The following is a 26,339-nucleotide window of genomic DNA, read 5'->3' on the forward strand; positions in this document are numbered from 1 at the left end:
TTTTTTATATCAGCTTCGTGCCGCCGACCGGACGGACGGACAGGGTGTGGCAGCTGCCTTCCCCAAGCACCGCTTCCATTTTCTCCACGAATTCGCCGAGGAAATCCTGCGGGACAAACGTCTGCACCGTTCCGGCGAAGCCGCCGCCGTGCACGCGGTACGCGCCGCCTTTTCCGGCCAAAAACTTCTGGCAGAGCGCCAGCGTCAGGGACATGCCCTGTTCCTGCACGTGCGCCGGGGAAAAGACGTTCTGCAGGTACATATAGGAAGAATAGCCGCTTTCAATGATCTGCTGTTTAAACGTTTCAAAGTCGTTGTCCTTCAAAGCCGCGACCTCTTTCAAAACCCTCGCGTTGTCGGAAAAGAAATGGATGGCGCGCAGCACGGCCCGGTCGCCCGTTTTTTCCCGCAGCGCGGGAATGCTCCGATAAAACGTTTCCTCGTCCACCTCGGACAGCACCTCTTTGCCGAAAAACGCCGCCACCTGCCGCATTTCGGCGGGAACGGCCGCGTAGTCCGGCGTCAGGTCGGAGTGGCTGCCCTTGGTGTCGATGATGCACAGGGCGTAGCCGCATTTCGCGAAGTCAAAATGGACCTGCTCGACCCTGGGCGCCTCGGCGTCCCTGAAATCGATGGTGACGAACCCGCCGACCGAGCTGGCCGCCTGGTCCATCAGCCCGCAGGGCTTTCCGAAATATCTGTTTTCCGCGTACTGGCCGATCTGCGCGATTTTCAGCGCGCTTTCCCTGCCGCCGCAGAAAAGGTCGTTGACGACGGTGCCGATCAGCACCTCGAAGGCCGCCGAGGAAGAAAGCCCGGAGCCGGTAAGCACGTTGGAGGTGGTGTAGGCGTCGAATCCGCCGACAGCGTAGCCGAGCTGGGAGAAGCGGCTTAAAATTCCGCGGATGAGCGAAACGGATTTGTTGCGCTCGCTTTCCTTGATCTCCGGTTCCTTTGCGCTTAAATCATCCATGGGGTAACCTTCGGATTTCACCCGCACCCGGTCATCGCCGCTGACGGCAGCCACCGCGATCACGTCGAGGTTTACGCTCGCGGCAAGCACGCGGCCCCTTTGATGGTCGGTGTGGTTGCCGCCCACCTCCGTCCTGCCGGGCGCGCTGAAAATGTGGATATCCCGTCCCTCGCCGAACAGCTTTTCAAAATTTTCGACCGCAAGCAGCAGCCTTCTCCGATAATCCGCCACTTTTTCGTAACCGCAGACATATAGATAGGACAGGTTTTCATCCAGTTTTCCCTGAGTAATCCATTCTTTTACTTTTGCAGACAGCATTTTGTTACCCCCTGTATCTTTTTGATGAGGACGAAAATGATTATTATGCAATATCCGACTATATTCTATTCCAATCATCGCCTGTTTGCAAGGACAATATACTCAATTTTATAGATTTATGTTGCATGGACGGGGCTTGCTTTCAAGCGCCTGAGCCAGCGCCGAAAAAAATTTTTTTGGATGTCCCGGCAATGTGCAAGCCGGGAGTTTTTTGAATCGTATTGTATCTGAAGGAGGCGAAAAGGTGAAAACAGTAATCGACGCGGACAGCAGGATTCAGTCGTGCCTTGCCCGCTATTCCGACATGGTCGTGCGCATCGCGTTCCAGAATGTCAAAAGCAGAGCGGAAGCGGAGGATATTGCGCAGGAGGTCTTTCTGCGGCTCTTTACGCTCGGCCCGGACTTTACAAGCGCCGAGCATGAAAAGGCGTGGATCATCCGGGTGACAATCAACCTGTGCAAGGATTATCTGAAATCCTCGTGGTTCCGGAAAAGGGCCGTTCTGGAGGATACCCTTCCGTCCCGTGACGGGAACGGGGAGGTCCTGGACGCGGTCATGCGGCTTGAGCCGAAGTTCAGAAATGTGATTTATCTGCATTATTACGAGGACATGAGCGTGACTGAAATCGCGTCCGCTTTGCAGCAGAAGGAAAATACGGTTTCCTCCTGGCTGCACCGGGCAAGAAAGCAGCTGAAAAGATCGCTGACGGGAGGTTTTGACGATGAATAGGGACAAATATATTTCCGAACTGAATGAAATCAAGGCGTCGGAAACTTTTCAACAAAAAACAGCGGAACGGTTAAAAAATCTTCCGCAGGGAAAAGAGCCGGAAAAGAAAAGAAAGCCGCTGCGGCTGGTGCTGGTTCCCGCGCTTGTGGTGGCGCTGGTCTGCGGGCTGCTGCTGAGCGGCGTGTTGTTTCCGCTCAGTACGGTCAGCGCTTCCGAAAACCTGATGAACGGCGTTTCGGCGAATCAAATTGATGTGCAGGGCAGCGTGAGCGAGGATTTTATCCGCAGCCAGCAGGATTTTTCCGTGCGCCTGTTCCAGAAATCTCTGATAAAGGATCAGAATTCCCTCGTGTCGCCGGTTTCGGTCTCCCTTGCGCTCGGCATGACGGCCAACGGCGCGGGCGGCGAAACGCTGACCCAGTTCGAAAAGCTGCTGGGCGGGGGGATGGACGTCACGGAGCTCAACCGGAACGAGTACCTTCTCGCAAACCAGCTGAAATCCATTACGGACGGCAAGCTGCAGATTGCCAATTCCATCTGGTACCGCGACAAAAACCTGAAGGTGGAAAAGGGTTTCCTTCAGAAAAACGCCGATTATTTCGGCGCGGGCGCGTTTCAGCTCGATTTTGGGAAGCAGTCGACCGTCAATAAAATCAACGGTTGGGTGAAGGAAAACACCGGCGGGAAAATCGATAAAATGGTGAGCCAAATCGACGATACGACCATGATGTATCTGATCAACGCGCTCTATTTCGAGTCGGACTGGCGGATCGCCTACAAAGACTATCAGGTCAAAGACAGGGAATTCCAGGCCCCGGGCGGGAAGGTAACCGTACCGTTCATGAATTCCCAGGAAGTTTATCTGCACGACGGCAAATCCGACGGGATTCTGAAACCCTTCAAGGACGACCGCTTCGCCCTCATGGCGGTTCTGCCGAAGGAAGGCGTCGGGCTGGACGAATATATCGGACAGATGACGGGGGAATCGTTCGCGGCCTTGCTCGATTCCGCCGGAGAAGAATGGGCGGACTCCTTCCTGCCAAAATTCAAATATGAATTTTCCATTGGTCTGAACGACCCGCTGAAAGCGCTGGGGCTGACGGACGCCTTTGACGCCGACCGGGCCGATTTCCGCTCCATGGGCAGTTCCCCGGACGGGCCGCTGTTTATCAGCGATGTGCTGCACAAGACCTTTATAGAGGTGGATGAGCTGGGGGCGAAGGCCGGCGCCGCCACTTCGATTTCCATGGCTGCGGGAAGCGCGGCTCCTGCGCAGGACGAGAAGGAGGTCGTGTTCGACCGCCCGTTCCTCTATGCGATTGTGGATACGCAGGCAAAGCTGCCTGTCTTTATCGGCACGGTCAGCAACCCGGAAGAATAATACTGGCAAAAACAGCGGGGGACGACGGCCGAAAGCCGCCGCCCCTCTTCTATTGATGCAGATCGTTTTTTTCCGAAGCTTCGCGGATTTTAAATTCCGCTATTGTTGGTTTCCCTTCCGTATAGTCATTCTCCCCTTTTTGCTGCGCCTTTACAAGCAGTTCGACAGCATCCGCCACTTTCGCCGCAAGTTCAAAATACATTTTTCGATAGTCCGGCATATAAATGCACTCCTTTGCATAATTAGTGTTATATCACTAATTATAACATAAAACGGATTCTAGTGCTATATCACTAACAAATTGTTTTTCTCTCAGGTATTCTCTAACTAGTGATATAACACTGGAGGTGTTTAATACGGACACAAGACAGGCAGTTGCAGACAGAATCATAGAGCTGTGCAGAGAAAGAAACATGACGCCGAATGCGTTGAGCTACCATGCCGCAGTACCACAGTCGACGATTAAGAGCATCTTAAATAATGAAAGCCAAAATCCAGGGGTTGTGACGATTAAGAAACTGTGCGACGGGTTGGGCGTTTCCCTGCCCGATTTTTTCGACACGCCTGTGTTCCGCGGTTTGGAGCAGGAAATCAGGTAACAGCCGCTTATGGAAGCATCCCTGTTTTTATTCTCCGGGAATTATGTAAATTTTCTTCCGGAGGAGACGATATATGAAATAGAACTTAAAACGGCGGCGAAAGGACTTGCCGCTTTCGGATTTCAGGGAGTAATCGAAATGGTGATCCAGCATAATCTCAGCGCCCTTTTTGTGCTGCGCCAGCTTTCCATCAATCAGGCGCTGTGCGATAAAAGCATTATAAGGCTTTCGTCCGGGTACCGCATCAATTCCGCTGCGGACGACCCGGCGGGCCTTGCCGTGTCTGAAAAAATGCGGTCGCAGATCCGCGGTCTGCAGGCCGCGCAGCAGAACACGCAGGACGGCGTCAGCATGATCCAGACCGCGGAAGGAAACCTGAACGAGACCCAGTCCATCCTGAGCAGGATGATGGAGCTTGCGGTGCAGTCCTCCAACGGGATCTATCAGAACGACACGGACCGAAAAAATTCCGAAAAGGAATTTGAGGCCCTGAAAAAAGAAATTGACCGGATCGCGAATACCACCGATTTTAACGGGACCAAACTGCTTAACGGCAGCCTGGCCGAAATAACGGACCCTTCCGACCCCGGGTTCGGGAAGGACGGCGTCACGCTGCAGATCGGGGCGGACAATTCAGAGGACAGCCATTACACCGTCCATATCCCCGATATGGGGACAAAGGGGCTGGGCCTGGACGAGGCCTCCGTTGCCACGCAGGAGGACGCGCAGAAAGCCATCGATCTGATCAAAAAGGCGGCCGACACGGTCGCCGGAGCGCGCGGCAGTCTGGGCGCCGCCCAGAACGGGCTGGAACGCCATCTGAGCTGCCTTTCCACCATGGAGGACAATCTGACGGCGGCGGAAAGCCGTATCCGCGACGTGGATATGGCGCGGGAAATGACAGAGCTGGCGCGGCACAATATTCTGGTGCAGGCGGGCATGGCGATGCTGGCGCAGGCGAACCTGCAGCCGCAGCGGATTTTAAAGCTGCTGGAAGACAGCCTGCCGAAAAACAATCAATAGGAACCGATAAAGAAAGCATCGGAGCGGAAATTTCCGTTCCGATGCTTTTTCTGCATCATAATGATGGCCTTTGGTTTTTATCCCAGTAGATATCCACACAGTCCCCGTCCGCCAGCACCTGAAGATAGGCCGCGTCCTGCCCGTTGACGTGCAGAATAATATTCCCCTGCGGCTTGGACAGGTCGAAATCCACCAGATTAAGCATGTCGATCAGGCGGTAGGGCGTCTTGTCCTGCTTTGTTTTCAGGGCAAGGGGCGCGCCGTTCAGGGTAATATGAGTGACCGTCTGGACCGGCGGTTCTTCGTCTTCCCGCGGTTCACCGTTTTGCGGCGGTTCGGCGTCGGGCGGCGGCGTGCCGGGGCGCGCGGCGACGGGAGCGTATTCGATCCGGTCCTCCGCGGAAAGCGGGCTGTCGGGATCGGCGGCTTGTCCGTTGATCAGGTACGGGCGGGTTTCGTCCTCCCCCGCAAAGACGAGAAGCTCCCGCAGCGTGCTGATCGGGAAGGTCTGGATCCGGTCCCGCATGCTGAGCGGATAGTCCGGCCCGGCGGGCTGCCCGTTGACCATGGCGCGGGTCCCCACGGCCATTTCCGAGCCATTGAAAAACACCCTGCGCGTTTCTTTTAGATCGACCGCCTCGCCGAGCAGCGGGTGCGCGTCTTCGCCCGCCACGGCGGGCTCAAAGTCAATGCTGTCCCCGGCTTTGATCATGGCGGCGATGTTGCTTTCCGCGCCGTTCAGAAGGATGCGCGCCGCGGTCGGATGCCCGCCGTAGACGACTTTTCTTTCCCCGTTCAGCTCCACGATCATGCTCTGCCCGGAACGGCTGATAAGCTGGTTGTAGCTGAACCCGTTCATCAGAAGCACGTCCAGAACGGAAAGCCTGCCGCTGCGGAAGAGCTTTGCGCGGCTGCCGTTCAGGGTGATGGAGAAGCTGTCGTTGATAAGGTTGAGCGCCGCGGAAACGGCGATGCCCAGCGGGGTCGCGTATTCCGGCCCGGTCACGTCCTCCTCCGAAGCGGCCACATGCGCCATAAAGTTGCTTCCGCCGATGGCCACGCGGGTCAGGGGCAGGTCGAGGCATTCCGCCACGCATTCGCACATGCCGGGCAGCTTGCTGCCGCCGCCTACCAGAAAGACCGCCGACGGGGGGCCGCCGTTGGCCTGTACGATCCTCTGGGAGATTTCCTCACAGAGCGCGCGCTTGACCGGTTCGGTTTTATCGCGGATTTCCTCCGGCGTGACCGTATGTTCAAATCCCAGAATATCCGTAAAGGCGATCTTCCGTTCCCCGTCCATTTTCAGCTTGATTTCTTCCGCGGCGTCGAAGTCTACCAGATACGTCTTCATGATCGCCTCGGTGACCTCGTCTCCCGCCACGGTCGCCATGGTATAGCCCACGACGCCGCCGTCCCTGGACACGGCGATGTCCGAGGTGCCCGCGCCGATGTCCACCAGCGCAAGGTTCAGCAGACGCAGCTTCTGCGGGATGGCCGCGTTTATGGCCGCGATCGGCTCCAGCGTCAGGCTGGAAACCTCCAGCCCGGTTTTATGCATGGTGGTATACAGGCTGTCCACTACCTCGCGCGGCAGGAAGGTGGCGATGACTTCCACACCGATACTCTGCCCGCGGTGCTCCAGAAGGTTGGAAATGGGGTAGCGGTCCAGCGTGTACTGAATCACGGAGTAGCCGACAAGGTAAAAAACGGGCTGGTTTTCGTCGGCGGTTTCGGGGTTGAACTGCCGCTCGGCCGCTTCGATCGCCCCCGCCTCCAGCCGGCAGATCAGCTCCTCGTCGATCACCTGCGACTGCTTGAGCGCCAGCTCATAAGCGGCCTTCTGCGTTTTCAGCGCGCGTCCGGCCGCCGCGACGCAGACATGCCGCAGCGGATAGCCGATCCGCTTTTCCAGCCGGTTCTTGACCTGCTTTGCCACCCGGCTCACCTGTTCGATATCTTCGATCTGGCCGTCGATCATGGCGCGTTTCGGATGTTCGGCCTGCTCCACGGCGGAGATGCGCAGCTTTTCCTTTTCCAGGGTCCCTACAATGCCGATCACGCTCCTTGTCCCGATGTCGAGCGCGAACACATAATCTTCCGCCGCCGCGTCGTCGTCCGCGGGCTTTTTCAGAAGATCGGGCTGTTGTCCAGTTTGCATAGGTATGGCCTCCGCTTCGCAGAAATTCGTCTGTTTATGACATTGTTTTCCATTTGATTTTACTACAGATGATCGGCAATTGCAATCAGGGCGGTCATTTGTCAAACCGGAGAAGCTTTTCCAGCTTTTTCGGGTCGGTAATGGTAATGCCGCCGCGGGAGAGGGAAACCATTCCCTCGCTTTGGAAATATTTCAGCATGCGGGTCACGACCTCGCGCGCGGAGCCCATGTTTTTCGCAATGGTCTCGTGCGTGATGCTGAACGTGCTGCTGCCGGCAATCGCGGACTGCTCCAGCAGGAAGTTGGCCAGGCGGCGGTCAAAGCTCATGAAAAGCACCTGCTCCATCACCCACATCACGTCGGAAAAGCGGGAGGAAATCAGCTGGCTCGTAAAGTTTGAAACCGCCAGACAGGTCTGATTCAGCTCGTTGTATACCGCTGTGGGAATCAGCAGAATCCGGGAGTCCTCCGCCGCCTCGATATAAATGTCGAAGCTGATGTTTTTCAGCATGCAGGAGGCCGAAAAAATACAGATGTCCCGTTCAAAAAGACGGTAAATGGTAATTTCCTTTCCCGTGTCGGAAAGGATGAAGGCGCGCAGATGCCCGCTGAGCACCAGAATCAGCCCCATGCAGTCCTGCGCGCCGTCGTGCAGCCGCTGGCCCTTCCGGTAGGAAGAGACGGAAACCGACTGCTCCAGAAGGTTTTGCTGCCTTTGCGTCAGCTGATTCCAAAAGGGAAACGCCTCCCTCATAAATGCAAGCTCTTTCTGTGTAACGGCCATCCCGACTGCCTCCCTGAGTCAGCCGCGCCGGGCGGCTGATATTTCTTTTTAGGTTTATTATACTACAGAAACGGAAAAGAAAAAAGGGGCTGCCCTGATTGCGTTTTCAGGACAGCCCCGCTTTTGAGAATCCGGTTGAATATTGATTTTTCAGCTCCGCGCGGTTCGGCGGGCATTTCCGCTAATCGTCTTCGATGGAGATTTCCTTTACCTTGCCCTTTGGCTTCTTGCTTTGTTCGCCCATATCCAGTCTGGGCAGTTTGGAATAGGCATAGTCGCCGGGGTCCATGGTGATATGAGCATAGGCCTCCTTATGGACCTCCATATAGGTGATATCCCGATAACGGGGGAACTCAAAGTCTTTGCACGGCGTGGCTTTGGAATCCACCAGCACGTATTCGGAGGAGCCGGTGCCGTTGTATACGGAAGCGTTGATCTGGGCCCACTGGCTGATCTTGGCCATGCTGGAGCAGTTGGTGAAGCGCTCGGTGTTGGGTTCGCCGAAACCGTACTCGTCGGCGACGGAGCCGGGTGTTGCGCTGACGGCCTCGGCCGCTTCGATGCAGGCCATGTCCACGGCCACGGCATCCCGGGAGGCAAATACGCCCAGATTCGGGATCATCGACCGGTCGTGGCAGTTGCCGCAGTCGCACTGGGGCGTGATGTCCATGGCGTAGTTCAGGAAAATCATATTGTCCTTGCCGATGGCATTGATGTAGGCGCAGGCGGCGTCGGAGATGCCGGCGGGCCAACTGGGCACCAACTCGGCAGGGAACTGATAGATGCCCTGGAACAACCGGGCAAAACAGTACCCGCACTGCCGGCATTTGGATTTATCGCGGGACAGAATACCGTTTTCGTAGGTAAAGGCGCCGGTAGGACAGGTGCTGACGGTGCGGTCGATGATGTTGGGATGCGGCGCCTGGCTGTATCCCTTTACGGCGTCCTGGTTGATCTCCCAGGTCTTTATGCCCATTTCCGGGTGAGAAATATTATGGACGGCATACTTGCCCCGGGCGGAGGACATACCGATCCCCACGTTCTTCATGGAGCCGCCGAAGACGCCCATGGGGTGGCCTTTGAAGTGGGTGACGACAATGATCTTGTCAAAATCCAGAAATCCCTTGCCAATGAAGGAATATTTCATGTACACGCCGTTGGGAACCGGTACCTGCACGTCGTCGACGCCGTAGTCGCCGTCGCAGATGACGATCGGGCAGCCCATGGTTTCCTCGGTAAAGCCGTGGACGGCGGCGGTCTTCAGGTGATCCTCCGTCGTGCAGCGGCCCAGCGCCTCGCCGTACACGGCCACGTTGGTCTCCACGACGGCGGGCTTTCCGCCCAGGCGCTTGACCTCGTCCGCGATGGCGCTGACCCAGTGGGGACGCAGGTTCAGCGCGTTGCCCCATTCGCCCAGATGCACCTTGATCCCGACCTTATCCCCCGGCTTGATCATGCTTTCCAGCCCCGCGTCCCGCAGGACCCGCACGCCTTTGAAGGGAATGCTGTCCGGAAGGCCACTGGCGCGGTCGTTCAGATAATAAACTTTCGATGCCATAACTTTGACCTCCTATTTTTGATATCGGTGGCCTGCTCACTCGGCGCAGGCGGAAAAGGATGCTTGCAGCAGTTTTTGATCGGGAAGGTGCTCTCCGATCAGCACTACGGTGCTCTTCCGCTCCTCGTCCGGCCCCCAGAGCTGCTCCGCCTTGGAGTGGAAGGACTTGCGGACTCCCTGGAACTCATAGCGCCAATCCTCGCCCGCGAAGCAGAAAAAGCCCTTGCTCCGCAGAATCTTCGGACCGTCCTGCTCAAAGAGCCGGGTGATCCAGGCGTTGACCCTTTCCTTATTCATGGGACGCTTTTCAACAAGAACAACCGACTGTATTTCATCCACGGTCCCGGCACGCTCCTTTGCGGTCAAATCCTTTAATTGCTGGTACAGGGGAATCTCCAGAATATTCTCCAAAGGCGCCCTGCCGTAGCTGGCCCGGTAGATTTTTGCCATGGCGTTGACGGACCCGATCCGCCGTTCCAGCTGCTTTACAGTCTCCCCGTCCGCCAGATCGATCTTGTTTACGATGACGGCGTCCGCGAAGGCGATCTGCCGCACGGCAACATCGTATTCATCCATGTTCAGCAGACCGTACTGGGCGTCTACCACCGCGATATAGCTCCCCAGCCGGTAGTGCTCGGGCATATAGCCCACCAGAAACAACTGAACCAGGCTCTCGGGCGAGTCGATGCCGCTGGTCTCCAGCAGCAGCCGGTCGAAACCCGGCTGCTCGGCCGGGCCCACAAGCTCGTGAAGATAATCGTGCAGCACCAGCTGAGGATCGTCATGGACAGTGATGCCGGGGAACACATGCAGCTTGCCGGAGACGTTTTTTACCAGCTGATCGTCGATCGGAACCGCTCCGTACTCCCGGATCAGGACGTCCGTGCGGCCCAGGGCGGGCTGCTCCAAAATATAGTTCAGAAACGTGGTTTTTCCCGCGCCCAGAAAACCGCCGATCACGTTAACGGGAATCAGATGGTGCTGCCGGTCTTTCCCCAAAGGGTCACATTGCGATTGCCGCATCGAATCCCCCCTGGACAGCTGTCAGAATTTTGTCCGGTTCCCTGGAGTCGCCCACGTTGAAAATGCGGTCAAACTCGCCCTTCAGCTCCTCGTACAGGGCGTCGTTGGCCCTGCTGCCCATGCAGAGCACCACGCGGTCGGCGGGCAGCGTCACCTTCTCGCCGGTCTTCCTGTTCTCCGCGAGAACGGCGGTGTCCGTAATCTCCAGAAGCTTGTGCTCCATGCGCAGCTCTACGCCGGCTTTGAGCACATGGCCTAAGGTCATCATCATGTCTATGGGCATCTCCATGGGGTTTGCGGAAGGCAGGATATCCATCAGTGTGACGCGGTTACCCATGTCGGCGAAGGTCAGGCCGGTTTCCAGCCCCACCAGACCCGCGCCGACGACCACCACATTCTCCCCCTTCACGCTGGGGAAACAGGGCAGCACCTGACGGGATTCGGCTACATGGGGCTTGCCGATGCCAGGGATGGAGCGGGGATAGGTGGCAATGCTGCCGGAAGCGATGACCACGCCGTAGGGCTTAAGCGCACGGATGTCGCCGGCGGTGGCTTCGCTTCCCAGCCGTACCTCTACGCCCAAACGCCGGAGCTGCTTGGCAAGGTAGTCGATGTGCCACTGGATTTTTGCTTTCCCCACAGGCGCGGCAGCCAGATTTTCCAGGCCGCCCAATTTGCCGTCCTTCTCAAAGAGGACCGGTTTGAAGCCTCGTTCGGCCAGCGTGACGGCTGCCTGCATACCGCCGGGGCCGCCGCCCACAACGGCTGCGGTGCGGCCGCCGCCGTCCTTCCTCACCTCGATGTTTTCCAGCTCCCGCGTGGCCAGCGGGTTCACGGAGCAGTTGGAACAGCCCGGCACGACAGGCGAGAAACAGGCCATACAGGAGATGCAGTTGTGCATCTCGTCTTCGCGGCCCTCCGCCAGCTTATTGACCCATTCGGGCTCGGCCAGAAGACCGCGGCCCATGCCGATCATGTCGCACCTGCCCTCGGAGAGGATTTCCTCGATATACTGCGGATGCCGGATGCTGCCGGTGGCCTCCACGGGAATCCTGACGCCGGACTTTTTGACAGCCTCGGCGAACGGAACCTTCCAGCCCTCCGGCTGATGGCCGTCCGCGGACATGCCCAGGACGTCGGTCAGGGAGCCGCCGCCGCTGACGGCGATCATGTCCGCCCCCGCCGCCTCCAGAATGGGGCCCGCCAGGGCGACCCGCTCGATTGTCATGCCCTCGGGATTCAGGTCGGTGCCGTTGATCTTGGCGGTGACGGCGAAATCGGGGCCGCAGGCCTCCTTGATCATCCGGATCATCTCCGTGGAGAAGCGCAGTCCGTTCTCCATGTTCTGGGCTCCGTACTCGTCGGTACGCTTATTGAAAAGCGGGGTCAGGAATTCCTCCATCAGATAGTTGTGGGCGATATGTACCTCAATGCCGTCGGCGCCGGCTTCCCGGGCCCGCAGGGCGGCCTCCGCAAAGCGGCGCTGCATCGCCTTGATTTCGTCAATGGAGAAGTCCGCCACCTTTTTCACACCGGCGGGATCGCAGCCGTAGGCGGCCTCGCCGGGATGCCAGGGCTGAAGCAGAAGTTTTGCGCCGTGTTTGTGAACGGCGTCCGCCAGCTTCTTCAGGCCGGGAAGAAACTTGTCGTCATAAAGACCGGGCTGGCAGGGAAGTACGGAGGGGTATTCCGGAAACACGATACAGGCGCCGGTTGTGATCAGAGCGGTGCCGCCTTTGGCGACGGTTTCAAAATAGGCGATCTCCCGGTCGCTGACGGTGTTGTCGGGATTGCAGAGGCCCTTGGCCATAGCGAGAAACTGGACGCGGTTCTTCAGCTTCATGGGACCGACCTGAATGGGGGTTAAAACTTTACACATGATAAACCTTCTTTCCTATGTTGGATTAGAACTTCAGAGGCACAAACCTGTGTCGTTTACCGGAACATCCATTTTGGAACATCCGCTTTGCACCTGTCCCTGAACATGCTTGCCTGTGTGACATCTCCTTTTTGTTTTTATTATTCACAAAGTGCGTAATATCCGGACGGTTTGTCGGAAATTATACACTGGTGTATAATTTTGTACGGAAGAAAAAGCCCTTCCGGGCTTTGCGCTTTTTCAGGAATCCGCGCCGTATCTGTTTTTCAGCAGATAGATCAAATCCTCAATGGCGTCCGTGACCTCCTTCCGGGAAAAAACAATCTTGGAACGCTGAACGGTGCTGTACAGTCCCTCGGCAAAAATGAACATCAGGTTTACAATCTGGCGGGGGTCCGTTCCCGGCTTCAATTCTTTTTTTTGCATGGCTTCTTTTACGGCGTCTACCTTGACGTCAAAGATTTTGCGGGTGTATTTCCTCATCACCTCATAGGATTTGCGAAGCGCCGGAGTATCCGCGATGATACTGTCGAAGGTGTAGGTATTCATCTGCAGGCTTTTTGTACAAAAGACCATATCCTCACGGATAATGTCCCAGATTCCTTTATCCTGCGCGAAGATTCTCTTATATTCCTCAAAATCCCGTTCGCAGTTCACCAGCAGCGCAGCCTGAAACAGGTCCAGCTTCGTCTTATAGCGGTAATACAGCGGGCCGCGGGTGATGCCTGCCGCGTCGGCAATGTCCTGCATATTGGCCGCCTCATATCCCTTTGCGGAAAATACCCGGACGGCGGCGTCAAGGATGATCTGATTGTTGCGCTCTGTTTCTTCCAGTGTTGTTCTCATGGTGCCCTCTTTAATTATTCTTTCGTGTATAATTTAAGCATTATCCGAACAGATTGTCAATATTTTTTCAACTTGTTTTACGATTTTCGGTAATTATTATAAATTTCAATAAGGAAATTTGTGCTTTTGACAGGTGCTGTGGCATTACGGTCCGCCCGGCCAAAGCACAAAAAAGGGCTGCCCTGAAATTCAGACAGGGCAGCCCCTTCAGGCCGGCGATAAAATCGCTTTTACTTTTTAGCTCTCTCACGGAAGGGAGACGCTCAAATTGTTTTACTGGACCATGCTCAGGATGGATTCCTTGCTTTTGGTGCCGACGGAGGAAGTCACGACTTTTCCGTCCTTCATCACCACCAGGGTGGGGATGCTCATCACGCCGAACTGGGAGGCGAGCTCCGGCTCCTCGTCCACATTTACCTTGCCTACCTTTAAGGTGGCGGAAGCCTCTTCGGCGATCTCATCCACAATGGGCGATACCATGCGGCAGGGGCCGCACCACGGGGCCCAGAAATCAATAAGTATGGTCTTGTCGGCGTTGACCGCCTCCTGCGTAAAATTGTCTTTTGTTAAAGTTACCACTGCCATATTCATTCTCCTTTGTTCATGTTTAAGAATAGTTTTCTCCGTTTGTACCCTTATTATATACCGGAAATCGAATTTTTCCGTGACTATATCACGTTTTGGCGAAAAAGGTTATTTTTTGCGGCTGCGCAGGTATTGAATGGCGCTGGTCGCGGCTCTGGCGCCGTCGTAGACCGCTTTGGAAATCTGGTACATGCCGCCGGTGCAGTCGCCCGCCGCGTAAAGGCCGGGAATGCTCGTCTGCATGCGGTCGTTTACCACGATGCGGCCGTTTTCGGTTTCGGCGCCCATGGTGCGGGCGAAATCCGCGCTGGAAGCCACGCCCAGAGCGATGAACAGCCCGCTGAGCGGCTGGGTGGAGCCGTCGCGGAAAGCGATGGATTCCAAAACGCTGTCGCCCCTGAGCGCCTCTATTTCCTTTTTATTCACGGAAATCTGTTCGGGAAATTCCGCGGAGGGTTCGCGCCCGTTGGTCAGCACCGTGACCGAACCGACGACCGGCAGAAGCTCGGTGGCCTCGTGCAGGGCGTAGCCGCCGTCCCCCAGAACGGCGACGGCTTTTCCGCGGTAGAAAAACGCGTCGCAGACGGCGCAGTAGCTGACGCCTTTCCCCTCGAATCTGCTCAGACCCTCGATCCCGGGCGATTTTCTGGAAGCGCCGGTCGCGAGGATGACCACAGGCGCTTTGTAGGCGCCCTGTTTTGACTGGACGGTAAATTCGCCGTCGTAGGTGATGCCCAGGACCTCGTCGCTGACGACGGAAACGCCGAGCCTTTCGGCCTGGTCGATTCCGTTGCGGACCAGCTGTTCCCCGGAAACAGGGGTGGGAAAGCCGTAATAATTTTCAATTTCCCCCGCTTTTGACAACGCCCCGCTGTCGCGCCCGATTACCATGGTATCCAGCCCGGCGCGCGCCGCATAGGCCGCTGAAGAGATTCCGGCGGGACCGTTTCCCAAGATGATGATATCGGCCATCGTTTCACCCTCTCTGGTTGATTGTTTTATTATATGCCGTAAATGAGATTTATTCTGTGACATGGTCACATCCGGGCTCTCTTCCGCTGTGTGATTTAGTCACGGAATCCCGTCTTCCCTCATGATATCATAAAACCGTAAAAGATTACACTACAATATTTGCGGTTTTTCAAGTTAAATTCCAGATATTTCATGAAGATTATTTTGGGAAAGGTGGAAATACAATGAAGGTACTGATTGTCGGCGGTGTTGCGGGCGGCGCGGGCGCGGCTACCAGGCTGCGCAGGCAGAGTGAGGAAGCCAAAATCATCCTGTTTGAAAAGGGAGCGTACATTTCCTACGCAAACTGCGGTCTTCCCTACTATATCGGGGGAACGATCAGGGACAGGGAAAAGCTGATCGTCACGCAGCCGGAGCTGCTTCGCGGGCGCTTCGGCATCGATGTGCGTACGAAGAGCGAGGTCGTGAAAATCGACCGTGAAAAAAAGACGGTGACCGTACAAAACCACGCGGACGGCAGCACCTACGAGGAAAGCTATGATAAACTGATCCTTTCGCCCGGCGCGGTGCCGAAGCGCCCCAATCTGCCCGGAATCGACAGCGAGGGGATCTTTACGCTGCGCACGGTGCCGGATACGCTTCAGATCGACGCCTATATTAAGGAAAAGCACGCGAAGTCGGCCGTTGTGGTCGGCGCGGGCTTTATCGGGGTGGAAATGGCGGAAAATCTGAAGGAACGCGGCCTTGACGTCACGATTGTCGAATTTCTGGACCAGGCCGTTGCCTCCCTTGACCCGGAAATGGCGGCGATCCTGCACCGCCATATGAGGGAAAACGGAGTCAAATTACTGTTCGGCACAGGGGTGCAGGGCTTTGAAAAATCCGGCGGCCTGAAAGTGAAGCTGACCGGAGACAGGGAACTGGAGGCAGATCTGGTCATCCTGAGCATCGGCGTCGCGCCGGACAGCCGCCTTGCCAAAGAAGCCGGACTGGAGCTGGGCGTCGGCGGAAGCATCCTGACCGACGATACCTTCGCCACCTCCGACCCGGATATTTTCGCGGTCGGCGACGCCGTTTCCGTCCGCCAGATCGTGACCGGGGACAGGACGCTGCTTCCCCTTGCCGGGCCCGCCAACAAGCAGGGGCGGCTTGCCGGAGACAATGTTCTGGGGCGGAGGGTCACAAGGGACAGCGGTGTACAGGGCAGCGCGGTGCTGAAGGTGTTCGACATGACCGCCGCTTCCACCGGGCTGAACGAGAAACAGCTGAAGGCACAGGGGATTCCGTATCAGAAAACCTATATCCATCCGTCGAGCCACGCGGGCTACTATCCCGGTTCCTCACAGATCAGCATGAAGCTGCTGTTTGCGCCGGACGGCAAAATCCTCGGCGCGCAGGCGGTCGGCTACGAGGGAGTGGATAAACGCATCGACGTGCTTGCCACCGCGCTTCGGCTGGGCGGAACGGTCTACGACCTTGAAAAGCTGGAACTCTGCTACGCGCCGCCTTATTCCTCCGCGAAGGACCCGGTGAACATGCTGGGCTTTACGGCGGCCAATATCCTGCGCGGCGACGTAAAAGTATTCCACTATGACGAGGTGGATTCGCTGGACCGTGAAAAGATCACCCTGCTGGACGTCAGGACGCCCGACGAAATGAAAATGGGTACGCTCGACGGCGCAATCGGAATTCCTCTGGACAGCCTGCGCGGGCGGATGGGCGAGCTGCCGAAGGACAAACCGGTGTACGCGTTCTGTCAGGTGGGCCTGCGCGGATACCTTGCCGCAAGGGTTCTGGCGCAGAACGGCTACGACGTCTACAACCTCAGCGGCGGATACAAGACCTACGTCACCGCCAAAGGGGACAGGGAAAGTCCGACGGGAACCGACTGTGTCGGCGTAAAAAAAAACAGTAACGGCGGGGAAGAGATAAAATCGGCGTGCTGCCGGGACGCGGAAATGCTGGAGGTGGACGCCTGCGGCCTGCAGTGTCCCGGCCCGATCATGAAAGCCGCGGAGGGAATCAAAAGGATTCAGGACGGGGACTGCCTGACCATCCGCGCGACCGACCCGGCGTTTGCCTCGGACATCAGCGTCTGGTGCGAAAGGACGGGGAACCTGCTGCTCGGCGTGCAGCGCGAGGGTGCGGCCTACACCGTCAGAATCCAGAAGGGCGCGCAGGCCCCCGCCGTCCCGGCCCGGAGCGGGAACGACAAGAGCATGGTGGTGTTCAGCGGCGACCTCGACAAGGCCCTGGCGGCGCTGATCATCGCCAACGGCGCGGCTTCCATGGGCCGGAAGGTCACGATGTTTTTCACCTTCTGGGGATTGAATATCCTGCGCAGAAGCGAAAAGGTACCTGTGAAGAAGAATTTCATAGAGAGCATGTTCGGCAGGATGATGCCGCGCGGAAGCAAGAAGCTGGGCCTTTCCAAAATGAACATGATGGGGATGGGCTCCAAAATGATCCGCGGGGTCATGAAGAGCAAAAACGTTTCTTCGCCGGAGGAGCTTCTCCGCTCCGCCATGGACGGCGGGGTGAGGATCGTGGCCTGCCAGATGTCCATGGATATTATGGGGATCAAGCCGGAAGAGCTGATCGACGGGGTGGAAATCGCGGGCGTCGCCACTTTTCTCGGCTCCGCCGAGCAGTCGGACACCAATCTGTTTATCTGACGAAAATCCGGGCCGCGGAACAGCTTTTCCGGCGGTTCGGTCATATTGCACAGGAAACGGCGCTTTGAGTTGGGCTAATCAGCCTGATTCAAAGCGCTTTTTATGCAGATTGCTGAAATCCGCTTTACAAAAAGTGGCAGCCCGTTTCAGGCCTGATCCATTGACAAAACCGGTCGGACGGTGTAAAATATACACAGAAAATTGAATACAAAAGCATGGAGATTTTTGAGTAATGCTGAATTAACGATACTGTTGATTCGCATTGCTCTTTTTTTATTGCTTTTATGGAAAAATGAAGGTATGGAAAGGGTGTCTCTTATGTATGATGTAGCAATTATCGGCTGCGGGGTCATCGGAGCGGCAACAGCGTACGAGCTTTCGCGCTACGACCTGAAAATCGCCGTTCTGGAAAAGGAGAACGACGTTGCCGACGGCACGACCAAGGCGAACAGCGCCATTGTCCACGCGGGGTACGATCCGGAGCCCGGCACGGCGATGGCCCGGCTCAATGTTCTGGGCAACGCCATGATTGAGGAGATTGCGAAAAAACTGAAGGTTCCCTACCGGAAATGCGGGTCGCTGGTGCTGGGATTCAACGAGGACGACCTGCACGTGATCTACCGGCTGTACAGGCAGGGCGTGGTAAACGGCGTGCCGGGCATCCGGGTTCTGAACGCAAGGGAGACCCTTGAAATGGAACCGAATTTAAGCAAGGAGATCAAAGGCGCCCTGTACGCGCCGTCCGGCGCGATCGTCAGCCCGTGGGAGCTGTGCATCGCCATGGCGGACACCGCGAAGCGCAACGGCGCGGATTTCTTCCTCAACAGCAAGGTCGACCGGATCGAGCGCACGGGGACGGCGTACCGCCTGTTCTGCGGCGACCAGGTGGTCGAAGCGGCCCGCGTGGTCAACGCGGCGGGCCTCCATTCCGACGACGTCCACAATCTGGTGGCGGAGAAGCCGGAGTTCAGGATTATCCCGAGCAAGGGACAGTATTATCTGCTGGATAAAAGTCAGGGCAATCTGGTCGGCAAGGTGATTTTCCAGTGCCCCAGCAAGGTGGGAAAGGGCGTTCTGGTTTCCCCGACGGTGCACGGCAACCTGATCGTCGGGCCGGACGCGGTCGGCGTTGAGAACGACGACGATGTTTCCACCACCCAGAGCGGGCTTGATTTTGTCCGTGAAACGGCGGTCAGGTCCGTGCCGGGCATCAATTTCAGGGAGTCCATCCGCAATTTTGCGGGCGTCCGCGCACAGAGCGAGCGTTCGGATTTTATCATTGAGGAATCCAAATCCGCCAGAGGCTTCATCAACCTGGCCGGCATCAAATCTCCGGGCCTGACCAGCGCCCCCGCCATTGCGCTCGACTGTATCAAGCTTCTGGAAAGAACGGGCGTTTTTCTGAAGGAAAAGGAAGACTTTATAGACGAAAGGCGGAAGGTGAGCTTCAAGTCCCTGTCCCCGGAGGAGAAAGCGGCGCTGATTGAGAAAAATCCGCTTTACGGCCGGGTGATCTGCCGCTGCGAGACGATCACGGAGGGCGAGATTGTGGACGCCATCCACAGCCCGATCACCCCGCGCACCGTCGACGCGGTCAAGAAGAGGTGCAACGCCGGCATGGGGCGCTGCCAGGGCGGTTTCTGCGGCCCGCGCGTGCAGGAGATTCTCGCAAGGGAGCTGGGCCTTCCGCTGGAAGAGGTGCTTCTGAATAAAAAGGGGACTTATATTCTGACCGGAGAGACCAAAAAGGGAGGAGTACGGCAATGATAACGGAAGCTTATGATCTGGTGGTCGTGGGCGGCGGCCCCGCGGGGCTCGCGGCCGCTCTGGAGGGCTACCACAACGGCGCGGAAAGCGTCCTCATTCTGGAGCGCGACAAGGAACTGGGCGGGATTCTCAACCAGTGTATCCACAACGGGTTCGGGCTACATTACTTTAAAGAGGAGCTGACGGGTCCCGAATACGCCCAGCGGTTTGTTGAAATGCTGCGGGACACCAACGTACAGGTCAAGCTGGACACGATGGTGCTGGAAATCACACGCGGCAAGCAGATCCACTGCGTGAACAGCAGGGACGGCTACATGATTATTCAGGCGAAGGCGATCGTGCTGGCGATGGGCTGCAGGGAAAGGACCCGCGGAGCCATCGCGATTCCGGGCGACCGCCCGGCGGGTATTTTTACCGCCGGGACCGCGCAGCGCTACGTCAACATGGAAGGCTATATGGTCGGCAAAAGGGTGATCATCCTCGGCTCCGGCGACATCGGCCTGATTATGGCACGCCGCATGACGCTGGAGGGCGCGAAGGTGCTGGCCTGTGTGGAGCTGATGCCCTACTCCAACGGGCTGAACCGCAACATTGTGCAGTGCCTGAAGGATTACGACATTCCGCTTTACCTCTCTCATACCATTACGGATATTCAGGGGAACGGAAGGGTGGAAAAGGTCGTCGTGTCCAAGGTGGACGAAAACAGAAAGCCGATTCCGGGAACGGAAATGACCTTCGACTGCGACACGGTCCTGCTTTCCGTCGGACTGATCCCGGAAAACGAGCTGTCCAGGTCCGCGGGACTGGCCATGGACCGGCGCACCAGCGGGCCGGTGGTGTTTGAAAACATGGAAACCTCCATGCAGGGGATTTTCGCCTGCGGCAACGTGGTGCACGTGCATGACCTGGTGGACTTCGTAACGGCGGAAAGCCAGCGGGCGGGCCGCGCCGCGGGAAAATATATCGCAAACGGGGAGCCGGAGTCCGAAAGCTTCCTCGAGGTGCAGAACGGCAGCTGTGTCAACTACACGGTTCCGCAGAAAATCCGCACGGAAAATCTGGACAGGGCGGCGGAGATTTTCTTCCGCGTCAACAATGTTTATAAGGATGTAGTGATTAAGGTGACCCACGGCGAAAAGGAAATCGCGCGGTTTAAAAGGGAACACATGGCGCCGGGCGAAATGGAAAAGATCACGGTTCCGAAGGCGCTCCTGGAAAATGCCGCGGGTGCGCTGACCGTAGCGGTCGGGAAGGAGGAAACAGCATGACGGAACTGATTTGTATCGTATGCCCCAAGGGCTGCCATTTGAAGGTGGACGAGAAAAACGGCTGCGCGGTGACCGGAAACGGCTGCAAAAGGGGTGAGGTTTACGGTAAAAAAGAGCTGACCGATCCGACAAGGGTGGTTCCTTCCACGGTGAAGATCAACGGCGGTTCCCACCGCCGCCTGCCGGTAAAGACCAGCGAGCCGATTCCCAAGGCGATGATCTTCGACGCGATGAAGCTGCTGGACACCGTAGAGGTGACCGCTCCCGTCAAGCGCGGCGACGTGGTTTATAAGGATATATTAGGAACGGGAATCGATTTTGTCGCCACAAGAGATATGTAAAAGAAAGATACGCCCTGAAACGGAAACGTTTCAGGGCGTATCTTTATGCGTTTTTATATCTGGTCCCAGACCCTTGTGCTGGTGGAAGAGATCGCGTCCGCGCCGGCTCCCAGGGCGGCGACCACGTCCTCCTTGTCCGACACCAGCCCTCCGGCAATGATCGGGACGGTTACGATTTTCTGAATGGAACGGAGCACCTTCGGAATGCACCCCGGCATAATTTCAATGCAGTCCGGGCTGCACAGGCTCACCTGTCTGGAAACATTGTGAAAGGACATGGAATCGATCAGGAAAAAGCGGTGGATGGTGTACAGGCCCCTTGAGTTTCCGGCCTTTATCATGGCGGCCCGGGTGCTGATAATGCCGTCGGCGCCGGTCGTTTCCTTGATAAAATCGATCACGACGTCTTTGGTCGACGTGCCTTCGATCAGATCGACGTGGACAAAGGCGTATTTTCCCTCCTGCTTGACCCGATGGACAATATTCGCAATGCTGCACAGGCTCCCGTACAGAATAAACACAACTTTGCACCTGGAATGAAGAACGTTTTCCAGCCCTTCGTCGCTGTTGATCGCCGCGATGATCGGGTTGTCGCTGAGCAGATTCAGAATGTCCTCTTTCATGGCAGCCTCCAATACAGGGAAAATGAATATTTTATGACTACAGTATACCGCATTTATCCATAAAAGCAAAGATGTTTTTTCAGGCAGTCAATAAAGCCGCGCAACCGCAAAATTATTTTAAAATTTTGCTTACCGCGTTGGCTGTGCTTGCAAATTCCGTTCACATACAACAAGTATGCTCCCTCATTTGCGGCGCTTGCCGTCTGGTCTTGCACGATTTCTCGACGCCTGACAGGTTTTTCGACACTCTCGTTTTATTTCCTTTTTTCCACTGCTGCGACCGCCTGTTTGTAAACCGTATCGTAGGGAACGCCGTGTTTTTCGGCGGCGGCGCGTACGTCGGCGTACTCGGGCTTATATTTGACGATGTCCCCGCCGGCGCTCACCTTGATGCGCACGGGGCCGCAGGCGGTCTCCGCCGTACGGAAGGAGGAGGTCAGGACGGTGCGCGCGCAGCCGGTTTCGCGGACTCCCAGCGTGGTGGTGTGCAAAAGCATCAGTCGCGCCATTTTCTCCCTGTCGTCCGGCCTGCACAGGCAGGTCAGCTGAGTGGCCGGACGGTTTTTCTTCATGAAGACCGGCGTGGAGAAAACGTCCAGAGCGCCCGCGGAAAGCAGCAGCTCCGACGCGAACCCGACCGCCTCCGGCGTCATATCGTCCAGATTGCAGCTCAGCTGCGAGATTTCGTCGCGGTTCTCTTCGCTTTCGGCCCAGAAGGCGCGCACGCAGTTTGCCGCCGCAAAGTCCTTGACGCCCATCCCGCAGCCGATTCTGTCCACCGCCATCGGCGGCATCGGGCCGAACCGGGAAACAAAGTGCTTCAGCAGCGCGGCGCCGGTCGGGGTGCAGAGCTCCCCGCGGATTTCTCCGCTGTAAATGGGTACCCCGCGTAAAATTGCCGCGGTGGCCGGCGCGGGAACAGGCAGAATCCCGTGCGCGCAGCGCACAAAGCCGCTGCCGACATGGACCGGCGACGCGGTGACCGAATCCGGCCCCAGCAGATGGAACAGCAGACAGCAGCCGACGACATCCACAACAGCGTCCAGAGAGCCGACCTCGTGGAAATGGATCTGCTCAACCGGAACGCCGTGTACGCTGGACTCCGCCTCTCCGAGCAGGGAATAAACGGCGAGGGCGTCCTTTTTGACCGGCTCCGGAACCGGCATCCCGGAAATCCTGTTTTTCAGCGTTTCATAGCTGATATGGCTGTGGGCGTGCGCCCGCGCGTCCCCGCGTCCCCGTTCATCATGATCGTGCCCATGACCGTCATGGCTATGGCTGTGATCGTCTCCGCCGCCGAGGGAATGCAGCCCGTCGGGACTTACGTCCTGTGCGGTTTCTTCTTCGCCGTGGATGCTCACGTCGATGCGGCTTCCATTGATGCCGCATTTCTGCGAAGGGACGCACCGGACCGAAACGCCGTCCAGCCCGAGCGAGTTCATCTGCCGGAGGAAACCCTCCTTATCCGGATAAAGCTCCAGCAGGGCCGCCGTCAGCATATCTCCGGCGGCGCCCATGTTGCATTCGAGATACAGCTTTTTCATTGGGGAGTTCCTCCCTTATGGTTGATCATGCTGGCGAGGTACCCCGCGCCGAAGCCGTTGTCGATATTGACCACGCTCACGCCGCTGGCGCAGGAGTTCAGCATGGAAAGAAGGGCGGAAAGGCCGTTAAAGTTTGCCCCGTAACCGATGCTGGTCGGTACGGCGATGACCGGGCAGTCCACAAGCCCGCCGATCACGCTTGCCAGCGCCCCCTCCATACCGGCGATGGCGACGACGACGTTCGCGCCCATCAGGATATCCAGCTTGGAAAGCAGGCGGTGCAGGCCCGCCACGCCCACGTCGTACAGACGGACAACCTTGTTGCCCAGCACCTCCGCGGTCAGGGCCGCTTCCTCGGCGATGGGCATGTCGCTGGTACCGCCGGTCGCCACCGCGATCGTGCCGGAAGCGGTGATTTCACTTTTTCGTCCCACGATCCCGATTTTGGACATGGGGTCGTAGGTGAGGGCGATTTTTTCACCCACTTTTTCCGCGGATTCGTCGGAAAGACGGGTAATCAGGATGTTTTCCCCGCCGCGCGCCCGCATGGCCGAGGCGATGCCGAGAATCTGCTCCGGCGTTTTCCCGCTGCCGTAGATCACCTCCGGAATGCCCTGGCGCAGCTCCCGGTGCAGGTCGATTTTGGCGTATCCCAAATCTTCAAAGGGACTCATTTTCAGCTTCAGGACGGCCTCCTGTGGGGAAAGCTCCCCGTCCTTCACCTTTTGCAGCAGTTCCAGCGCTTTTTGCTGTTCCATATGTGTCAACCTCTCTTTTATACTCTGGGCGTCAGGTCGAGCAATACCCCGTCAAAATAGGGGGAAAGAGCCTGGTTCAGCTCGTTTTTCTTTTCGACTGCCGTTGAAAACTGGCTTTCCGGAAGCTGGATTTTCGCCGAGCCGTGGAAAAGCCGGATTCTGAAATCGGTAAAGCCCATGGCGAACATGGCGTTTTCTCCCCGCTCCACTTTTTTCAGCATGTCCTCCGTAATGGCCGTGCCGGTGGGGATTCTGGTGGCAAGGCAGGCGTAAGAGGGCTTTTCGGCGGTAAACAGCCCGGCTTCCCGGGAGAGGCGGCGGATATCGTCCTTGGTCAGGCCGCATTCGCGCAGGGGCGAGCGTACGTCCAGCTCCCGCAGGGCGCGCATGCCCGGCCGCCCTTCGAAGCTGTCGGAAGCATTGGTGCCGTCCATCAGAAGGGCGCAGCCGTCCCGCGCCGCGAGCTTCCTGAGCTGCGTGAACAGGGTGGTTTTGCAGTAGTAGCAGCGCAGGGCGTCGTTGGCGGCCACCTGCGGATTTTCAAGAGCGTCGAATTCCGCCACGGTAAAAGGAACGTTTAGCTGCTCCGCCAGACGGCGCGCGTCGTCCAGCTCAAACTGGGGCTGAAAGGCCGACTTGATAAAATAGGCGTGGACGCCGCAGCCGTACTGTTTTGCCGCGTACAGCAGATAAGAGGAATCCACTCCTCCGGAAAAGGCGAGCGCGGCGTGCGGATTCTGTGTGAAGAAAGTTTTTAAGTCCATCGATCATAACTCCGATCATAAAAAATAAAGGCTCACAGTACTGTGAGCCTTCTGGCAAAGCGCACAGCTGCTGCCGCGCGTTCATGATTCCCGATCCTGTTTTCCGTTCCTCCGGCGATATGCTTCTGCATATCGATATTATTTTATATTTTACAATATAAACAGGCTTTTGTCAATGCTTCCCCTTCCCTGCGGCCTTGGAAATCCTCTCTTTTTTCAGGGAATTTTTAATGGAAAAAGATACCCGCCGCCGGGGCCGATTGACGGGAAAAGACACTTGTGCTATCATCTTCGTTACGGGAAGGTATTTTGATTTTATCATCTTTATAAAACCTTGGGATGGAGGATTTCAATGAAGATTATCGTGATTGACGGCCAGGGCGGCGGGATCGGCCGCAGCATCGTGGAAAGGCTGAAAGCGGAGCTTCCGGGCGCCGAGCTCATCGCGGTGGGGACCAACGCCCTTGCAACCTCGGCGATGCTGAGAGCGGGGGCCGACGCCGGCGCTACCGGTGAGAATGCGGCAATATACAACTGCGCGCACGCGGATGTGATCGCCGGACCGATGGGGATTATTCTTGCGAACGCGATGCTGGGGGAAATTTCGCCCGCAATCGCACAGGCCGTTTCCGGCAGCAGAGCGGAAAAGGTGCTGGTACCCGTGTCCGCCTGTCATGTGTACGTGGCGGGGGTGGAAGAAAAGCCCATGTCCAAATATATCGAGAATGCGGTGGCCTCGATCCGAAAAATCTGCGGGGCATGAACCCTTGCAATTTCTGGCTGTTTCCATTGACTTTGGCGCGAATTATGTTATAATAACCTTTGGCTAAACATCCGCCCGTAGCGAAGCTGGATATCGCAGCAGATTCCGATTCTGAAGGCCGGGGGTTCGAATCCCTCCGGGCGGGCCAAAAAATAAAGACAAGGCTTTTGCCTTGTCGCTATTTTTCGTTTGTCACGAGGCAAGAATCCCGGTGCAGGTCGGGTAGAACGGGAAAAACTCCGTGCGCTGTGAAAAAGAAAAGAAGCCGCGGAACGCGGGTACAGCGTGCCAACACCCGAATCCCTCCGGGCGGGCCAAAAAATAAAGACAAGGCTTTTGCCTTGTCTGCCAGAATTTTTTTTGCGTTTCAATACGGACAGCCGCCGCCAGAGGCGCAAAAAGGCGCGGTGCGCCCGGGCCAGCCGAGAGCCTCGACACGCGATTCGCGTAGGGGGCTTTTTGTCGTTTTTACCTTCGATATGCTCGTTTCTGCCTGCAATCCGAAGGGGGCGGTTCGCGCGCGGCTGATATTTGACGGAGACAGATGATGACGGAACAACAGATGTGGAATCAGTATACAAAAGTGAATCCGGACGCCGGATCCTACGATGCATGGTCATTTGGAGGGAATACGCCCGAAATGACGGATATGCTGGCTGATCTTGTATTAAAAGGCACAAAAACCGCGACGGCCAGCGCATTTCCCGTTTATATAAAAGAGGAGTCCCCTTTGCCGCCCGTCGGGGGATACAATATTATTTTAAACACCGGAAACGAGGCGGTTTGTGTCACCAGGACAACGAGGGTCTACACAACGCCGTTTCATCTGGTAACAGCCGAACACGCGTATAAAGAAGGGGAATGTGACCGTACGCTTTCTTCTTGGAAAAAGTGTCATTCCGAGTTTTTCACAGGGGAACTGAAAAAAATCGGGCAGGAATTCACAGAAGAAATGCTCGTGGTCTGTGAAGAGTTTGAAGTCGTTTACTCGACAAAATAAATGTTGG

At 56.9% G+C, this 26,339-nt stretch carries 24 protein-coding genes and 1 tRNA gene; 11 read left to right on the top strand and 14 right to left on the bottom strand.

The window, feature by feature from the left end; genetic code table 11:
* Window positions 1-4: 4 nt before the first annotated feature.
* Window positions 5-1,291: a galactokinase gene (locus ACQGQ5_RS11185; RefSeq protein ID WP_455736579.1), complete on the bottom strand. Its 1,287-nt coding sequence runs from the start codon at window positions 1,289-1,291 to the stop codon at window positions 5-7.
* A gap of 244 nt (window positions 1,292-1,535) precedes the next feature.
* Here ACQGQ5_RS11185 and ACQGQ5_RS11190 point away from each other — a divergent pair, with 244 nt between their 5' ends.
* Both ACQGQ5_RS11190 and ACQGQ5_RS11195 read left to right on the top strand, forming a co-directional pair.
* The gene (locus ACQGQ5_RS11190; protein WP_455736580.1) at window positions 1,536-2,021 is read left to right on the top strand and encodes a sigma-70 family RNA polymerase sigma factor; all 486 of its coding nucleotides are present in this window, start codon (window positions 1,536-1,538) and stop codon (window positions 2,019-2,021) included.
* Window positions 2,014-3,402 carry a serpin family protein gene (locus ACQGQ5_RS11195; protein WP_455736581.1) on the top strand — a complete coding sequence of 463 codons (1,389 nt, stop codon included), beginning with the start codon at window positions 2,014-2,016 and terminating at the stop codon, window positions 3,400-3,402. Before ACQGQ5_RS11190 ends, ACQGQ5_RS11195 begins: the two co-directional genes overlap by 8 nt.
* Before the next feature lie 49 nt (window positions 3,403-3,451).
* Here ACQGQ5_RS11195 and ACQGQ5_RS11200 read toward each other — a convergent pair whose 3' ends face one another.
* Window positions 3,452-3,622: a hypothetical protein gene (locus tag ACQGQ5_RS11200; RefSeq protein ID WP_455736582.1), complete on the bottom strand. Its 171-nt coding sequence runs from the start codon at window positions 3,620-3,622 to the stop codon at window positions 3,452-3,454.
* 127 nt (window positions 3,623-3,749) lie between these two features.
* Between ACQGQ5_RS11200 and ACQGQ5_RS11205 the strand changes: the two genes are divergently transcribed.
* Together ACQGQ5_RS11205 and ACQGQ5_RS11210 are read left to right on the top strand one after the other, a co-directional pair.
* Window positions 3,750-4,001, top strand: coding sequence for a helix-turn-helix domain-containing protein (locus ACQGQ5_RS11205; protein ID WP_455736583.1), 252 nt, complete (start codon window positions 3,750-3,752; stop codon window positions 3,999-4,001).
* A 138-nt stretch (window positions 4,002-4,139) separates the two neighbouring features.
* Window positions 4,140-5,024 carry a flagellin N-terminal helical domain-containing protein gene (locus tag ACQGQ5_RS11210; RefSeq protein WP_455736584.1) on the top strand — a complete coding sequence of 295 codons (885 nt, stop codon included), beginning with the start codon at window positions 4,140-4,142 and terminating at the stop codon, window positions 5,022-5,024.
* 55 nt (window positions 5,025-5,079) lie between these two features.
* On the opposite strand, the gene ACQGQ5_RS11215 is transcribed toward ACQGQ5_RS11210, so the two are convergent.
* From ACQGQ5_RS11215 to ACQGQ5_RS11250, 8 genes are all read right to left on the bottom strand, one after another.
* Window positions 5,080-7,182, bottom strand: coding sequence for a cell division FtsA domain-containing protein (locus tag ACQGQ5_RS11215; protein WP_455736585.1), 2,103 nt, complete (start codon window positions 7,180-7,182; stop codon window positions 5,080-5,082).
* Window positions 7,183-7,276: 94 nt separating this feature from the next.
* Window positions 7,277-7,966: a Crp/Fnr family transcriptional regulator gene (locus tag ACQGQ5_RS11220; RefSeq protein WP_455736586.1), complete on the bottom strand. Its 690-nt coding sequence runs from the start codon at window positions 7,964-7,966 to the stop codon at window positions 7,277-7,279.
* Window positions 7,967-8,147: 181 nt separating this feature from the next.
* Window positions 8,148-9,524, bottom strand: coding sequence for a DUF362 domain-containing protein (locus ACQGQ5_RS11225; RefSeq protein WP_455736587.1), 1,377 nt, complete (start codon window positions 9,522-9,524; stop codon window positions 8,148-8,150).
* A 36-nt stretch (window positions 9,525-9,560) separates the two neighbouring features.
* Entirely contained in the window at window positions 9,561-10,547 is a 987-nt protein-coding gene (locus ACQGQ5_RS11230) for a CobW family GTP-binding protein (RefSeq protein WP_455736588.1), read from the bottom strand.
* The gene (locus tag ACQGQ5_RS11235) at window positions 10,528-12,426 is read right to left on the bottom strand and encodes an oxidoreductase (protein WP_455736589.1); all 1,899 of its coding nucleotides are present in this window, start codon (window positions 12,424-12,426) and stop codon (window positions 10,528-10,530) included. Before ACQGQ5_RS11235 ends, ACQGQ5_RS11230 begins: the two co-directional genes overlap by 20 nt.
* Window positions 12,427-12,666: 240 nt before the next feature.
* A complete protein-coding gene (locus ACQGQ5_RS11240) occupies window positions 12,667-13,272 on the bottom strand; it encodes a TetR/AcrR family transcriptional regulator (protein WP_455736590.1) in 606 nt (201 codons plus the stop codon).
* A gap of 273 nt (window positions 13,273-13,545) precedes the next feature.
* Window positions 13,546-13,887 carry a thioredoxin gene (gene trxA, locus ACQGQ5_RS11245; protein ID WP_455736663.1) on the bottom strand — a complete coding sequence of 114 codons (342 nt, stop codon included), beginning with the start codon at window positions 13,885-13,887 and terminating at the stop codon, window positions 13,546-13,548.
* Window positions 13,888-13,965: 78 nt separating this feature from the next.
* Window positions 13,966-14,829 carry an NAD(P)/FAD-dependent oxidoreductase gene (locus ACQGQ5_RS11250; RefSeq protein WP_455736591.1) on the bottom strand — a complete coding sequence of 288 codons (864 nt, stop codon included), beginning with the start codon at window positions 14,827-14,829 and terminating at the stop codon, window positions 13,966-13,968.
* A 224-nt stretch (window positions 14,830-15,053) separates the two neighbouring features.
* On the opposite strand from ACQGQ5_RS11250, the gene ACQGQ5_RS11255 reads away from it, so the two are divergent.
* The 4 genes from ACQGQ5_RS11255 to ACQGQ5_RS11270 all read left to right on the top strand — a co-directional run bounded on the left by ACQGQ5_RS11255 (window position 15,054) and on the right by ACQGQ5_RS11270 (window position 20,880).
* Window positions 15,054-17,504: an FAD-dependent oxidoreductase gene (locus tag ACQGQ5_RS11255; RefSeq protein ID WP_455736592.1), complete on the top strand. Its 2,451-nt coding sequence runs from the start codon at window positions 15,054-15,056 to the stop codon at window positions 17,502-17,504.
* 318 nt (window positions 17,505-17,822) lie between these two features.
* The gene (locus tag ACQGQ5_RS11260) at window positions 17,823-19,271 is read left to right on the top strand and encodes an FAD-dependent oxidoreductase (protein WP_455736593.1); all 1,449 of its coding nucleotides are present in this window, start codon (window positions 17,823-17,825) and stop codon (window positions 19,269-19,271) included.
* A complete protein-coding gene (locus ACQGQ5_RS11265) occupies window positions 19,268-20,539 on the top strand; it encodes an NAD(P)/FAD-dependent oxidoreductase (protein WP_455736594.1) in 1,272 nt (423 codons plus the stop codon). The genes ACQGQ5_RS11260 and ACQGQ5_RS11265 overlap by 4 nt, the downstream gene beginning before the upstream one ends.
* On the top strand, window positions 20,536-20,880 hold the full coding sequence (locus ACQGQ5_RS11270; protein ID WP_455736595.1) for a DUF1667 domain-containing protein: 345 nt from the start codon (window positions 20,536-20,538) through the stop codon (window positions 20,878-20,880). Before ACQGQ5_RS11265 ends, ACQGQ5_RS11270 begins: the two co-directional genes overlap by 4 nt.
* A 53-nt stretch (window positions 20,881-20,933) precedes the next feature.
* Here the strand turns inward: ACQGQ5_RS11270 and ACQGQ5_RS11275 are convergent, their stop codons facing one another.
* The 4 genes from ACQGQ5_RS11275 to larE form a co-directional block, all read right to left on the bottom strand.
* On the bottom strand, window positions 20,934-21,503 hold the full coding sequence (locus ACQGQ5_RS11275; protein WP_455736596.1) for a glycerol-3-phosphate responsive antiterminator: 570 nt from the start codon (window positions 21,501-21,503) through the stop codon (window positions 20,934-20,936).
* A 254-nt stretch (window positions 21,504-21,757) separates the two neighbouring features.
* Window positions 21,758-23,047 (bottom strand): nickel pincer cofactor biosynthesis protein LarC, encoded by a 1,290-nt coding sequence (gene larC, locus ACQGQ5_RS11280; RefSeq protein ID WP_455736597.1) that lies wholly within the window; start codon window positions 23,045-23,047, stop codon window positions 21,758-21,760.
* The gene (larB, locus tag ACQGQ5_RS11285) at window positions 23,044-23,805 is read right to left on the bottom strand and encodes a nickel pincer cofactor biosynthesis protein LarB (protein ID WP_455736598.1); all 762 of its coding nucleotides are present in this window, start codon (window positions 23,803-23,805) and stop codon (window positions 23,044-23,046) included. The genes larC and larB overlap by 4 nt, the downstream gene beginning before the upstream one ends.
* Window positions 23,806-23,822: 17 nt before the next feature.
* Complete coding sequence (gene larE, locus ACQGQ5_RS11290) at window positions 23,823-24,569, bottom strand: ATP-dependent sacrificial sulfur transferase LarE (RefSeq protein WP_455736599.1); 747 nt, start codon at window positions 24,567-24,569, stop codon at window positions 23,823-23,825.
* Window positions 24,570-24,921: 352 nt separating this feature from the next.
* Here larE and ACQGQ5_RS11295 point away from each other — a divergent pair, with 352 nt between their 5' ends.
* The 3 genes from ACQGQ5_RS11295 (at window position 24,922) to ACQGQ5_RS11305 (ending at window position 26,332) form a co-directional block, all read left to right on the top strand.
* Window positions 24,922-25,332 (top strand): DUF3842 family protein, encoded by a 411-nt coding sequence (locus ACQGQ5_RS11295; RefSeq protein WP_455736600.1) that lies wholly within the window; start codon window positions 24,922-24,924, stop codon window positions 25,330-25,332.
* Between the two features lie 71 nt (window positions 25,333-25,403).
* Window positions 25,404-25,480, top strand: a tRNA-Arg gene (locus ACQGQ5_RS11300).
* Between the two features lie 399 nt (window positions 25,481-25,879).
* On the top strand, window positions 25,880-26,332 hold the full coding sequence (locus tag ACQGQ5_RS11305; RefSeq protein WP_455736601.1) for an ASCH domain-containing protein: 453 nt from the start codon (window positions 25,880-25,882) through the stop codon (window positions 26,330-26,332).
* Window positions 26,333-26,339 lie beyond the last annotated feature (7 nt).

The organism is Caproiciproducens sp. (genome assembly GCF_053840905.1).